This is a genomic window from Paenibacillus sp. FSL R5-0486, from assembly GCF_037975155.1.
Taxonomy (GTDB): domain Bacteria; phylum Bacillota; class Bacilli; order Paenibacillales; family Paenibacillaceae; genus Paenibacillus; species Paenibacillus amylolyticus.
Genome location: NZ_CP150237.1, coordinates 19,324 through 33,322 on the forward strand (window position 1 = coordinate 19,324; position 13,999 = coordinate 33,322).

Here is a 13,999-nt window from a genome sequence, read left to right on the forward strand (position 1 = left end):
TAGGATTACTGTATATACATAAGCAGGTGATGTTCTTGTAGGGAGAATGAATGTATTTTTCGGTACAGACACCCAAAAGGGGGTGGGCGAATATATATATTTTATAGAAAGAAAGCACTATGAAAATGTTTAAAATAATAGAAACTGTGCAATACTGATAGTAAACGTAAAACAAGGTGGGATGGTCCATGGAAGAACATGCCGAACACACATGTATTATCTGCGAGCAAAGAAAAAGAGAAGGCATTTTTATTGTATCTGAATTCATATGTGACACTTGTGAAGCAGAAATGGTTCATACCGACGCGCAGGATGCCAAGTACAATTATTTTATTCATCAAATGAAGCAAATTTGGGTACAAAAAAACGCATAATAAATGTTGCTAATAGAAGTAGAAGCGAAACATCACATTGTAACGATGCTGATGTGTATAGAGGCCCAATGGGCCTTTTTCTGTTTTTAAGAGGAGAGATTGTCTTGTTTGCCATCTTGGGAAGGCGTATGCTGATATAATGGTATAGATCATTTGCAGTAGAGCGTGTGGAGATGGGGAAGAAATGCGTTCCTTGGATTAGGAAGCATTTTGAAGCGCATAGGGCGCACATTATATATGTACAGGATGGTTATTTCATGGATCATAAAAATAAAGCAAGTAGAGCCCCTTTATATGAAACGTTGCTTGCGTATCGTGATTCGAAGCAGCGTTCTTTTCATGTGCCTGGGCATAAGAATGGACAAGCTTATCGACATTTGGTAGAACAAGCAGAAGCAGGGCAATCTCCAGCTAAGGATATCGTCAATGAGGAACACCAGCACAACGGTGAGATTCAGAATGATGGAGAAAAGAATGTTAACCAGAAGGTAGAGCATTTCAGTTCGGTGGATGAACATGGGGCTGATCTGGAGAGTGTGGAACGACTCAGCGTTGAAGGGGCTAACTCGGAATTAGAACTGGTACCGGTGCGTTCATTTCTGGAGATGATGGAGATGGATGTTACGGAGATTACGGGCACCGATGATTTGCACCATCCGGAAGGTGTAATCGAGGAAGCACAGGAGCTTGCGGCAGATTGTTTTGGAGCGGAGGAGAGTTTCTTCCTTGTGGGAGGCAGTACAGCAGGTAATTTGTCTATATTGCTAACTGTGTGTGATGAGCCAAACAGTATTGTGCTGGTGCAACGGAATGTGCACAAATCCGTTATTCACGGGTTAATGCTGGCAGGCGCAAGAGCTGTATTTCTGGAGCCGTGGGTCGATCCTGTGTCTGGACTTGCGGTCATGCCGTCGGTAGAGACGGTTCAGGCTGCTGTCCAGTCCTACCCTGAGGCAAAGGGCGTGTTAGTCACGTTGCCCAATTATTACGGCATGGGCGCTGATCTGACGCCCATAGCCGAGGTATGCCACGCCGCTGGCATGCCATTGCTCGTGGATGAAGCGCATGGCGCGCATTATGGGCAGCATCCGGAGCTGCCTGTCTCTGCACTGTCATGCGGAGCAGACGGTGTCGTGCAGTCGACGCATAAGATGCTGACGGCTTTCACCATGGGTGCCATGTTGCACATTCAGGGACCACTGTTAAACCGGTCCCTGTTAAGGCAACGCCTGGCCATGGTGCAAAGCTCAAGCCCATCATACCCGGTGATGGCTTCGCTTGATCTGGCGCGCCGGCTGCTGCACGTGCAGGGCGCGAACACATTCACGGCGGGGCTCGCCGCCGTGAAAGCCTTTAAGCGCGGCCTCGCGGAGCTGCCGCGCTTCCAGTTGCTGCAACCTGCACAGCCGCTGCAGCCAGAACCGCCAGCCGGAACTGCGAAGCCGGCTGGCATGTCCGTGTCGCCCGCGCAGCAGACACGGGAGGGCCTGACCGCGGCGGCGATGCCAGCTGCCGCGGGGTATACCGCTCAGGACCCATTCAAGGCTGTCATCTATGACGGCGCAGGGGTGCTGAGCGGTTATGGGCTACAGCAGCAGCTGGAAGCGTGCGGCTGTGTGCCTGAGATGAGCGACGAACGGTACGTCGTCTTGCTCTTCAGCCTGGGCTCAACGGTGCAAGATGCTCAGCACCTGTTGCAGGCTTTACACCATATCAGCTCTGCCAACGGGCATGAGCAGGTCCAATCTAATGCAGTGCCATCGCAACAGATTGCGAAAGGTTCGGCACATTATATTTCCACGTGGAACAATTTACAAGAAAAAACTCGCTACTCGGAACCGATCTCCTTTACACTGCAACCGATTGTGGAGACGGATACGATCAATGTCCTGATAGAAAAAAGCGCGGGTTGTCGATCAGCCGAGATGGTTATTCCTTATCCTCCAGGGATTCCGCTTGTATATCCGGGTGAACGTATTAGTCCATCGATGGTGGCTCGTATACAACTCCTGCGGGATGAGGGTGCAAAGTTTCATGGGGTATCCGATGCATCTCTACAGTCATTGAAGGTCATGAAGGAATGAAGGGAACACATGAAGATCTGAATTGCATTCACCAATAGGTAGTTTATATGACCAATACGGATAGCGATATCAGACCCTACACATGTGAGGGTCTCTTGGTCATTAATTTAGTTGCTAGGGTGTGTCTTCAAACTCAGGCATGCAAGACGTTGAAGGATGTCAGGGTCCAACATCTTGAAATCAAGGATTGCTGATCCTGGCGAATTGTCCAGACGATTTTCTAAGGAATCGAGGACGTCTTATTTAGCCTTCGAGTCCTCCTTTTATTTTGTAAGAAACCTGAGACACGTTATTAACCAAAATCACCTAATAAACACGCTGTAAACGGCTGGTTATTCCAATATAGCGTCTTTCAGATTCCTTAGATTGCTGCGGGCGTTTCAAATCGCTAAATAAGACGTCACAGGGTCGTTAGCCCTCCCGCTCCGTGCCCTGCTCCAGACACATTCAGTTTGAAGACACGCTTTAGTTCAACTTATATAGATAGACATAAGAAAGAAGGGAACACTTTGGGTATTCCGCTAAAAAAATATACAGGAATAGTCCTGCAAGTTTTGTTGATGTACGGTTTTTATTGGATTGGAAACTTGATTCAAGCTGTATTACATCTGCCGTTAACAGGCAGTATTGTGGGCATGTTGGTATTGTTTGTCATCATTCAACTGGGATGGATCAAAATGAGCTGGGGAGAAGAAGGGTCGACGTGGCTTCAATCTCATCTGCAATTGTTGTTCATCCCGCCAACTGTGGGCATTATTAATCATTTTGATTTTTTTAGAGCCAACACATTGTTATTGGTTCTTGGTTTGATTGTTAGCACATTAATCACATGTCTGATATCTGCCAAATTAAGTGAGTGGCTTATGACATGGAGATCGTCTCATTCAGGCAAAAAGGAGGCGATCACTTGTCAGCATTCATCCTCGGAATTGGAATGATCGCGCTAACCATCGCTGTATATATTCCAGCCACTCGTCTATATAAAAGGCTGAAATGGCCGATCCTTATGCCTGTACTCACAACGACTGCCATCCTGATTCTGATCTTGGTGATTTCCGGTATAAAGCTGGATACCTACATGCTGGGTGGAAAATGGATACAGGAGCTTTTGGGTCCAGCAGTTGTATCGCTCGCTTTTCCCTTGTCCAGACATCTGCATGTTCTGAAGCAAAATATCATTCCAATTGTGGGTGGAACAATCGGAGGCAGTATTACAGGTATCGCTACAGGCGCTTTAATCGCCATTCTGCTCGGCTATCCGCAAGAGATGGTCATCGCTTTATTGCCAAAATCAGTGACAACTCCTGTGGCTATTCAACTCGCTAATCAGGTTGGGGGGAATGCCTCATTCACATCGCTGTTTGTGATGATTGCAGGATTCTCAGGGATATTATTGGGGCCGATGCTCTTGAAATGGGCCAAGGTCCGCAGTAAACATGCCTATGGAATTGGACTGGGTTCAGCATCTCATGCCCTCGGCATGGCAAGGTCTTTTGAATATGGAGAGAATGCGGTAGCCCTCAGTTCAGTTTCCATGATTGTCAGTGCTATTGCCGGATCAATTATGCTTCCATTATGGGTATGGATTATCTACGGTTGAACGCTTTACTTTGTTGTTCATGTTGGAGTAACCGCTGACCTATAGTATGATAGAAAGAAACAAGCTTGTATGATCTTGGTGTTATTAATACGTACCGATATAGCTGTAGCTATACACCTCTGGGCGGGGGATATCATATCTTGTAGCAAGAGGGTCTAAGCATATTCAATTACAGCAGCAATAGATGCAATTATCGACATAGAAAGCAGGGAAGCATATGCAGGGCAGAGGTAAATTCATTACGCTGGAAGGGGGAGAGGGTTCCGGTAAAACAACGATGATCGGTAGAATAGGTTCTTATTTTGAAGAACGGGGTATACCTTACGTAGTTACGCGAGAGCCTGGTGGAATTGAGATTGCGGAGAAAATACGTTCAATTATTCTGGACCCTCTTCATACGGCAATGGATGCTCGAACCGAAGCACTATTGTATGCAGCTGCACGCAGCCAGCATCTGGCGGAGAAAGTAGAGCCTGCACTGAGAGCTGGAAAAGCAGTCATCTGTGACCGATTTGTCGATAGCAGTCTGGTCTATCAAGGCTACGCCCGTGAACTCGGGATAGAGAATGTATGGGCCATTAACCGTTTTGCGATTGGTGATCTCATGCCGGATGTGACCTTATATCTGGACATTGAGCCTGAAGTGGGGCTTGCCCGGATCGATGCTCATGATGGCCGCGAAGTGAACCGTCTGGATCTGGAAAATCTGGAGTTTCACCGTAAAGTGCGAGAGGGTTACTTCCTATTAAAAGAGCAGTTCCCAGAACGGATCAGAGTTATCGATGCTTCCATGAAGCAGGAGGATGTCTTGGCAGCAATGATTTTGTCGCTGGAGACAGGGATTTTGAAGGATTTTGACGAGTAATTGTCTAATATATAGACAGGGCATTTGATAAAGGTGCTTATTCTAAAGGAGGTTATGCAGGATGAAACTGATTGTTGCGATTATACAGGATAAAGACAGCAACCGATTATCCAGCGCATTGGTCAAAGCAAACTTTCGGGCGACGAAGCTTGCCAGTACGGGCGGATTTTTGAAGGCAGGCAACACGACGTTTATGATCGGTGTCGATGATGGTCAAGTCGAATCCGTAATGAACGTCATTCGCAGCAGCTGTAAGGTTCGTGAACAGCTCGTGACTCCGGTCACACCAATGAGTGGAACAACCGACTCTTACCTGCCGCTACCTGTTGAAGTTCAAGTAGGCGGAGCTACTGTATTTGTTCTCCCGGTAGATCGCTTCGAACATTTCTAATTAAACCTATTGCATGGATCCCATGAGGGTCCTTCATGATCGATAGCATGTTGGAAACGATGGATGCAAGAAGAGTTAACAGAGTTCGTGCGTGCCACTTACGGAGCGCCTTTTTTGACGAGAAAAATCAGCATACTCTTTCCGGATGAGCATTTCCCAGCTGGGGGAATGGTTCATTTCGGAAAGAGGTTGACTACAAAGAACTAGTCCTTGATGGTGATGTGTATCTACCATTATATATAGAGTGTGATCAGCATATATAAAAGCCTCATTCTCACGCACAGGCGCAACGCGCACTGTGCTGATGGGCGATTGGCTAACTATGATAGAAAGCGGGCGTATCCATGAAAATCAATCCTGGATTCAGACCGATTCAGAGCGGGATCAGTTCTACTGATTCAGGTTCCAAACCGGTTCAATCCAAAAATTTCTCTGATATGATGAATCACCAGGGGGAACGGGCCTCACAAGCTGAACTGAATCGCCGGTTTAGTGAAATCCAGCTTCAGGGAGATCGCTTGGCACGTTCCATGACGATTCGTGAACTGAAGGCGTATAAGCAACTTGTTAAAAGGTTCCTGGAAGAGACCGTTCGTCGCGGTGTATCCATGAAAGAGACAAGGGGTTGGGATCGTCGTGGCAGAGGTAAGCGGTATAAGCTGATTGATGAAATTGACTCCGCTCTGTTATCCATGGCTGATGAATTGCTGGATACAGAAGAAGGAAAAATCTCTCTATTACAACAAGTAGGCGAAATTCGGGGGATGCTTATTAATTTAAGCTTCTGAGGAGGAAGTATGTCCTTTCAACAGATTATGGGTCAACAAGCGGCCAAGAAAATGTTACAAAGCAGTTTGAGACGTAAGGCAATAAGCCATGCGTATTTGTTTAGCGGTCCAGCTGGTAGCGGGCAACGGAAGACGGCAATTACCTTTGCCAAGGCAATATTCTGTACAGAGCTTGAAGATGACGCTTGTGGGCAGTGTCTTGAATGTCGTAAGGTAGATCATGGTAACCATCCGGATCTAACCATGCTTGCACCAGATGGAAACAACATTAAAATAGATCAAATCCGGGATCTGCAGCGTATCTTTTCATACCGATCCGAGGCAGGACATCCCAAAGTATATATTATAGAACAAGCCGAGAAAATGACGGTGCAGGCAGCAAACAGTTTGCTCAAATTTCTGGAGGAACCGCAGGTACCAGCAGTCGGCATCCTGATTACAGATAATGGACAGGCCATGTTGCCAACGATCCGCTCACGCTCCCAATTGGTGCCGTTCAGCGCACTGAATCCGGAAGAGATGCTGCAATCTCTGATTGAGGAAGGGCACCCTGCCAATCTGGCTCGCTCTGCCGTCCATTTAGCGTCAGGATTGGAAGCATGTAGAGAAATTCTCCAGCAGAATTGGTTTGCAGAAATTAGAAACGTAATGTTACAATTAGGGAAGGAGTCCCTGGGTAGAGGAAGTACATCATTGATCTCTGCACAGCAGAAGCTTTTTAAAACCGGACTCTCTGAACACCTGGACATGCTGCTTAGTTTGTTCCATCTATGGTTTAGGGACATGCTGTATGTTCAGTACGATAGGCATGAACATATCGTTTTTATAGATCAGTTAGACATGTTATCTCAGTTGGCACATACCCGCAGCACAGAGCAGTGGGTCTCCTATATGGATATGGCCGCAGCATGCAGAAAAAAATTGCGTTTCAACGTCAATGGCCAGCTTTGTCTGGAGCAATTTTTGATCGGTTTGGCATAAGACTGGGAGAGGGCAAAGTTAGCTCCAATCATATGCAAACGGTTATAACTTCGGCCGGTTCCCTAAGAAGACGGGGCTTCAGACGAAGTGGGGTTGGCTTACAAGGGGGTTAATTTTTTGTACAGTGTAGTGGGTGTCCGTTTCAAAAAAGCGGGCAAAATTTATTACTTCGATCCCCTGGACCTTCCCATTGAGAAAGAAAACTGCGTTATCGTGGAGACAGCGCGGGGGGTTGAGTACGGTAAGGTTGTCGTAGGTAAGAAGGAAGTGGGCGAGTCCGATGTGGTGTTGCCGCTGAAGAAAGTCATCCGCGTTGCGGGCGATACAGATGCCCGTGTGGTTGATGAGAACAAACGTGCAGCCAAAGAAGCATTCGGTACTTGTTTAAATAAAATCAAAGACCATGGCCTCAAAATGAAGCTGGTCGATGTGGAATTTACGTTTGATCGCAATAAAATTATATTTTATTTTACAGCTGAAGGAAGAGTTGATTTCCGGGAGCTGGTCAAGGATCTGGCAAGCATATTCCGGACACGAATCGAGCTGAGACAGATTGGTGTACGTGATGAAGCGAAGATGCTTGGCGGAATCGGACCTTGCGGCCGTGTGTTGTGTTGTTCTTCCTGGCTGGGAGACTTTGAGCCGGTATCAATCAAGATGGCTAAAGATCAGAGCCTGTCACTGAATCCGACGAAAATTTCAGGGTTGTGCGGAAGACTCATGTGCTGTCTGAAATTTGAGCATGATAACTATGAAAGTGTGAGAGAAGAACTGCCAGCTGTAGGCAAATTGGTCGTCACCTCATTGGGTGAAGGAAAAGTTGTCGGAATTAATGCCGGTAGCCGCACAGTCCATGTTCAACTGTTCGACATCAGTAAAGTCAAAGAACTTCCGCTGGATGACGTCGTTATCAAGTAAACCATAAAGGTTGCTTCGGGGTGGAAACTTGGAAAAGAAAAATCTGTTTACGCACATTCATGAAATGGAAACCCAACTGGGTCAGTTGCACGGTGATTTAGGAGAGTTAAAAATGATTGTGAAGGAGCTGCTTGAGGATAATCAGCGGCTTACCATCGAGAATGAGCAGTTACGCAAACTGCTCAAACGTGAGGCACCGGCAGATCTGCCGATCTCCTCAGCACTCGCTCCTGTAGCAAGACCGGCAGGTCCGGCTACAGGCGAGGATGTTGTGGGTGAAGGGTATGATAATCTGGCTCGGTTGTATCACGAAGGCTTCCATATCTGCAACGTCTATTATGGACATTTGCGGACGGAAGGCGATTGTCTGTTCTGCCTGTCTTTTTTGAATAAATGAAGTGACCGTAGGGATTCCCTACGGTTTTTTTTCAAGGTTATAAACCTAAACTAAACGAACATGAGATATAGAGTACCGGAGGATGAGCGTAACATATGGAAGAAAATGAAGTTGTGTTACATGAGTCAGAGCGGATTGATGATCTGCTCTCTCATGATCTGAGAATCATTCAAAGTGATGAAGTGTTTAGTTTTTCGATGGATGCCGTATTATTAGCCCGGTTTGCTTCCGTACCTAAACGGGGTCGTGTACTTGATTTGTGTACGGGTAACGGGGTGGTTCCCATTTTGCTTACAACGCGTACGCAGGCTAGTCTGGAAGGGATCGAGATTCAGCCACGTTTGGCTGATATGGCGCGTCGCAGTGTGCAATTAAATGCATTGGATCAGTCGATTATGATTCGTGAAGGTGATTTGCGAGAACTCGTGAAAGAAACAGGACATGCTGTATACGATGCAATAACGGTTAATCCTCCATACATGCCTCTGAATGGCAGTGATCTCAAGATGAACACACATCAGGCAATGGCACGTCATGAGATCGGATGTACCCTGGAAGAAGTGATTCAGGCGTGCAGTCGACTTGTACGTAATGGCGGCAAAGTATCGATGGTTCATCGTCCGCAACGCCTTGCAGAGATTATCTCGCTCATGCGCGAATATAAGCTGGAACCAAAACGGATTCGGATGGTACATCCCCGTGCTCATTTGGAAGCCAACATGGTGTTAATTGAAGGAATGAAAGATGGTAAACCGGAAGTTAGGATGCTTCCTCCACTCATTGTTTACAATGAAGAGGGGAAATACTGCGAAGAGATTATGGATATTTACTATGGTCAGCAACATGCTGAGCGTACTACGAAAGGAGGGCTTTAGATGACTTTGCATATTCAAAAAAGCTATGCGGAGCAGCCTGAAGGATCAGGCAAGCTCTATCTGGTTGGAACACCCATTGGTAATCTGGAGGATATGACCTTTCGTGCCATCAAGACATTGCAGAGTTGTGACATCATTGCAGCAGAAGATACACGCCAGACCCGAAAGCTGCTTACCCATTTTGAAATTACACCTTCGATGCTGTTTAGTTATCATGAGCATAATAAGGGGGCGAGTGGACCTGAACTGATACGCTATATAATAGAAGGAAAAAATTTGGCACTCGTCAGCGATGCCGGTTTGCCAGCCATTTCGGACCCTGGTTCTGACCTTGTACAGCTTGCACTGGAAGCCGGAATAACGGTCATTCCCATCCCGGGGCCCAATGCTGCGTTGTCTGCTCTGATCGTGTCCGGATTACCGACGGAGCGTTTTACATTCGGCGGTTTTTTGCCACGGGAGAAAAAGGACATGCGAAAAGTGCTGGAGGCTTTTGACGAATCCAACGGGACTTTGTTATTTTATGAATCGCCTCACCGTATTCGGAAAACATTAGTCCACCTTGAAGAAATTCTGGGTGATCGCTCGATTGTCCTGGCTCGTGAACTAACCAAGCGTCATGAGGAATTCGCAAGGGGTACTGTGAGGGAATGCATAGACTGGCTTGAAGAGCATCCACCTCTTGGCGAGTACTGCTTGCTGGTAGAAGGCATTAAGGAAGAGGAGCGTAAGGCTGAGCGCGAAGCATGGTGGCAGCTCATGTCACTCGCGGATCATGTCAGCCATTATGAGGGTGAAGGACATAACCGCAAAGATGCAATGAAAAAAACGGCTACCGATCGCGGTCTGGCGAAGCGTGATGTATATAATGCATTAATCGAGTAGTAATCTAACCAAATATCTTCTGTTGTGGGGAACACAACCTGAAAAGAAGCTTATATCCAACCTTAGTGGAATATTAAAAAGAGCAGAGTGGCTAAAAAAAATTCCGAACAAATTTCATCGTTCTCTCCCAGTTCGCGTGTGACAGAATCATTTTGGGTAATGGAACCCATAACAAGGAAAAAAAATACCTTCCGCGGTGGGGTTCACACCGGGAAGGTCATTAAGGAATATTAAAAAGGTTAGAAATAACAATTTAGATAAGTCCAGTATACCTGGTTTTTCTTATTTTGTCACAGGTGCAGGGATTTCGGAAATACATTCGTTACAAACAATTTTACCTTTGAAGTAAGTAACGTTCTCTGCATTACCACAGAAGATACAAGCAGGCTCGTATTTTTTCAACATGATGCGCTCGCCGTCAACGTAGATTTCCAGAGCATCTTTTTCACCAATACCGAGCGTACGGCGCAATTCAATTGGAATAACTACCCGTCCCAGTTCGTCCACTTTTCTTACAATACCTGTTGATTTCATCATTATAATCAGTGCTCCTCTCAGCTAACTATCTTTGTCATTATTCGACATTATTTTATGTTTTATGATACTCATCATACCAACGATTCCCAAATCAGTCAACCTTAAAATTAGCTTAAAATTAAGGCTGTTTTTCACAAGGTTACTGGTGGTAAGGGATTGGAAGCCGTTTTTCGCATTTAAACCTCAATGTCAGCTTTGTCGATTTGGAAAACGACAAAACTACTTCATTCGACAAAGTTCGTCATATGGTGTCGAATCTTAGATGAATCGCAGAGCTCAAAGCGTTAATATAAAAGAAATTAAAGGAGTGAGTCGACATGGAACAACGTTTAACGGAAGAGAAAGTATTCAAAGATCCGGTACATAATTATATCCACGTGCAAGATCCGGTTATATGGCAGTTAATTAACACCCCGGAATTTCAGCGTTTACGCCGGATTCGTCAACTGGGTACTTCTTACCTTACCTTTCACGGAGCAGAGCATAGTCGGTTCTCACATTCACTAGGTGTTTATGAGATCACACGCAAGATCATCTCTCAATTTGAAAGAAGTCATTATTCGGATTGGCCGAAGGAAGAAAAGATTGTAGCTCTGTGTGCAGCTCTACTTCATGATCTCGGGCATGGGCCATTCTCTCACTCCATCGAGGAAGCTTTTGACATGAATCACGAAGATTGGACTTGTCGCATTATTACAGGTGATACCGAAGTAGGGGCGATCTTAAGACGGTATGCTCCTGATTTTCCTGAGAAAGTAGCGTCTGTCATTCAAAAAACGTATGAAAAGCCGATTGTGGTGAACTTGGTGACCAGTCCGCTTGATGCAGACCGAATGGATTATTTGCTCAGGGATGCCTATTTTACAGGTGTAAATTACGGCACGATTGACCTTGATCGTATCCTTCGGATGCTGCGTCCTTATCATGGGCGGATTGTAGTCAAGGAGTCAGGCATGCATGCTGTGGAGGATTACCTAATGTCTCGGTATCAGATGTATTGGCAGATTTACTTCCATCCGGTAACTCGTAGTTCTGAAATTATATTGCGGCAAATATTCAAGCGAGCGAAAACACTCCTACAACATGGTTTTCAATTCCGCTTCATGATTGATCCACTCCCTCAATTATTTGAAGGAGAATTATCCGTGGATGAATATTTGCAGTTGGATGAAGCATTAATTCAGACGGCATTTACGCAGTGGCGCAAGGAGGACGATACTGTTCTGAGTGAGTTATGCGAACGTTTTATGGATCGCAAGTTATATAAGTATGTAGAGCTTGAACAGGTCGACTTGACAATGATGGAAGAGATTCGGGAAGCTTTTGTACAGGCTGGCCTCGATCCCGAATATGATCTTGAAATTGATTTTCCTTCGGATAATCCGTATGATGTGTTTCGTCCGGATGAATCCACAGATAAGCAGATTCTTCTTCTGGATCGACAGGACAATTTACGTGAGTTGTCAGAAGTATCTGACATTGTCCGTTCCATCAGTGGGCTTCACCGAGGGAAACATCATTTGTATTACCCGCAAAACAAGGTGGATGCGATTATTCACGAATTACCGTCACATATACGCCCCTATTTCTTGTAATCGTGTGAGTATAATCCGATGAAGAATTTCGATATCAAAACACTTTCTAAAAGAGCTATTTTTCATGATACAGTAATCTGCTTTAATGGGGAGTATATGTAGATCGACATAATTTTGTAAATGGAAGCAGGCAGAATGAGTACAATCAGCAATATATAGATCAGAATATCCGTATATCTTCTATATATTGTAGTTGTGAAGAAACAAACGTAATGATGTAATACACAGATTACCCAAAATGTTTTATGTATGAGTCATTAAATTATTGAATTTTACAAATTGGATTTTGAAAAAGAAGATAGTCGTTATTTCGACATGAAGGGAGATACAGACATGATGCTGTTCGACACACATACACATCTGGATGCACCACAATTCGACGAGGACCGCGAGGACATGATTCAGCGTGCTGTAGATGCAGGAGTTGGTCGCATGATCAACATTGGTTTTAACCGGGAGACAATTCCAACCACAATGAAACTCGCCGAAACATATGACTTTATATATGCAGCTGTAGGTTGGCATCCCGTAGATGCGATCACAATGCAGGAGGGCGATTTGGAGTGGATTGCATCTTTATGCAAGCATGAAAAAGTGGTTGCGATCGGTGAGATTGGATTGGATTATCACTGGGATACTTCACCAAAAGAAATACAGCATCGCGTATTACGACAACAAATTGCTTTGGCGCGTGAAGTGAACATGCCAATTGTCATCCATAATCGGGATGCGCATGAGGATATCATAAGAATTTTGCGTGAAGAGAAGGCGGGTGAAGTTGGTGGTGTGATGCACTCGTTCTCGGGCAGCTGGGAAACAGCAAAAAGTTGCCTCGATATGGGCTTCCATCTCTCCTTCGGAGGACCGATCACATTCAAAAATGCAAAGCAACCCAAAGAGGTGCTGGAGAAGGTTCCTATGGACCGGTTTTTCATTGAAACAGATGCTCCATATTTGACACCGCACCCTTATCGTGGGAAGCGAAATGAGACAGCGCATGTACGTCTGGTTGCAGAGGCAGCTGCGGAAATTAAAGGCATTTCGGTGGAGGAAATTGCTGCAATAACAACCAAAAATGCCATGGAACGATTTGGGATTCGTTAAAAAAACGAGCAAATGAGGTGAAAAAGGCAGGTAAGCGGAGGTAATTTGCCCTTTGATCCAAATAAATCAAGAATATTACAATATTTTAACCAAATATTCAGAAAAACGTACTTGATCAACGCTTTACAACATGCATCAAAACAGGATATCATCTTTTCAGTGAATTGTTGTGCGGAAAATTGGACAGATGTTCGGGGGATGAACAAAGGGACACTTTCCGATGAAACAACATTACTTTCATGAATCAGTCTCGCTGAGTCTCCGTTAACGGAGAGCGGGGGAACCAATAGGGCTTAAACATCGGTGTATTTGGCCGATGCGCAACGTTCGCTGACCCAAAAGCAGCGAAGGGAACTGCGAAGCCGTATTTGATTTCTTCTTTGGGTCTCGGGGTGAATTCAAGGGCGTCCGCCATGAGCGGGTGACCCAAGATAGGGCGGCTCTCTTTCGCCCGAACCCGACAGCTAACCTCGCAAGCGGAAAAAGAGAGGCAACCTCGTGCATGAATTTCCGATATTCAAAATCATTCGGAAGCCACGAAAGAGTTCCTCTTACACTCTTTCTTTGGCTTTTTTGTTTTTGAATAAAAGAAATATTGTCATCAT

Annotated in this window: 15 protein-coding genes and 1 riboswitch; of the genes, 14 read left to right on the forward strand and 1 reads right to left on the reverse strand. The window is 45.4% G+C overall.

Annotation, left to right across the window (positions count from 1 at the left end; all coding sequences use genetic code 11):
* Positions 1-188: 188 nt before the first annotated feature.
* The 12 genes from MKY01_RS00075 to rsmI all read left to right on the forward strand — a co-directional run bounded on the left by MKY01_RS00075 (position 189) and on the right by rsmI (position 10,158).
* Positions 189-374, forward strand: a complete 186-nt coding sequence (locus tag MKY01_RS00075; protein ID WP_017691396.1) for a sigma factor G inhibitor Gin — start codon at positions 189-191, stop codon at positions 372-374.
* A 257-nt stretch (positions 375-631) separates the two neighbouring features.
* Complete coding sequence (locus MKY01_RS00080; RefSeq protein ID WP_339284936.1) at positions 632-2,458, forward strand: aminotransferase class I/II-fold pyridoxal phosphate-dependent enzyme; 1,827 nt, start codon at positions 632-634, stop codon at positions 2,456-2,458.
* Between the two features lie 509 nt (positions 2,459-2,967).
* On the forward strand, positions 2,968-3,396 hold the full coding sequence (locus MKY01_RS00085) for a CidA/LrgA family protein (RefSeq protein ID WP_339284938.1): 429 nt from the start codon (positions 2,968-2,970) through the stop codon (positions 3,394-3,396).
* Positions 3,366-4,058: an LrgB family protein gene (locus MKY01_RS00090; RefSeq protein ID WP_083685168.1), complete on the forward strand. Its 693-nt coding sequence runs from the start codon at positions 3,366-3,368 to the stop codon at positions 4,056-4,058. The genes MKY01_RS00085 and MKY01_RS00090 overlap by 31 nt, the downstream gene beginning before the upstream one ends.
* Before the next feature lie 217 nt (positions 4,059-4,275).
* Positions 4,276-4,923 (forward strand): dTMP kinase, encoded by a 648-nt coding sequence (gene tmk / locus MKY01_RS00095; RefSeq protein WP_101315024.1) that lies wholly within the window; start codon positions 4,276-4,278, stop codon positions 4,921-4,923.
* 61 nt (positions 4,924-4,984) lie between these two features.
* Positions 4,985-5,314: a cyclic-di-AMP receptor gene (locus tag MKY01_RS00100; protein WP_017691391.1), complete on the forward strand. Its 330-nt coding sequence runs from the start codon at positions 4,985-4,987 to the stop codon at positions 5,312-5,314.
* 344 nt (positions 5,315-5,658) lie between these two features.
* Positions 5,659-6,102 (forward strand): YaaR family protein, encoded by a 444-nt coding sequence (locus MKY01_RS00105; protein ID WP_017691389.1) that lies wholly within the window; start codon positions 5,659-5,661, stop codon positions 6,100-6,102.
* Positions 6,103-6,111: 9 nt separating this feature from the next.
* Complete coding sequence (holB, locus tag MKY01_RS00110) at positions 6,112-7,083, forward strand: DNA polymerase III subunit delta' (protein WP_036606132.1); 972 nt, start codon at positions 6,112-6,114, stop codon at positions 7,081-7,083.
* 117 nt (positions 7,084-7,200) lie between these two features.
* On the forward strand, positions 7,201-8,001 hold the full coding sequence (locus MKY01_RS00115; protein WP_017691387.1) for a stage 0 sporulation family protein: 801 nt from the start codon (positions 7,201-7,203) through the stop codon (positions 7,999-8,001).
* 28 nt (positions 8,002-8,029) lie between these two features.
* Entirely contained in the window at positions 8,030-8,398 is a 369-nt protein-coding gene (gene yabA, locus MKY01_RS00120; protein ID WP_017691386.1) for a DNA replication initiation control protein YabA, read from the forward strand.
* 95 nt (positions 8,399-8,493) lie between these two features.
* Complete coding sequence (locus tag MKY01_RS00125; protein WP_339284940.1) at positions 8,494-9,273, forward strand: tRNA1(Val) (adenine(37)-N6)-methyltransferase; 780 nt, start codon at positions 8,494-8,496, stop codon at positions 9,271-9,273.
* Complete coding sequence (gene rsmI, locus MKY01_RS00130; RefSeq protein ID WP_036606130.1) at positions 9,274-10,158, forward strand: 16S rRNA (cytidine(1402)-2'-O)-methyltransferase; 885 nt, start codon at positions 9,274-9,276, stop codon at positions 10,156-10,158.
* Positions 10,159-10,440: 282 nt separating this feature from the next.
* On the opposite strand, the gene MKY01_RS00135 is transcribed toward rsmI, so the two are convergent.
* Entirely contained in the window at positions 10,441-10,695 is a 255-nt protein-coding gene (locus MKY01_RS00135) for an AbrB/MazE/SpoVT family DNA-binding domain-containing protein (protein ID WP_024633700.1), read from the reverse strand.
* 317 nt (positions 10,696-11,012) lie between these two features.
* On the opposite strand from MKY01_RS00135, the gene MKY01_RS00140 reads away from it, so the two are divergent.
* A complete protein-coding gene (locus MKY01_RS00140; RefSeq protein ID WP_036606129.1) occupies positions 11,013-12,290 on the forward strand; it encodes an HD domain-containing protein in 1,278 nt (425 codons plus the stop codon).
* A gap of 333 nt (positions 12,291-12,623) precedes the next feature.
* Positions 12,624-13,394 carry a TatD family hydrolase gene (locus MKY01_RS00145; protein WP_179087975.1) on the forward strand — a complete coding sequence of 257 codons (771 nt, stop codon included), beginning with the start codon at positions 12,624-12,626 and terminating at the stop codon, positions 13,392-13,394.
* A gap of 241 nt (positions 13,395-13,635) precedes the next feature.
* Positions 13,636-13,889: riboswitch (cyclic di-AMP (ydaO/yuaA leader) on the forward strand.
* Positions 13,890-13,999: the final 110 nt, after the last annotated feature.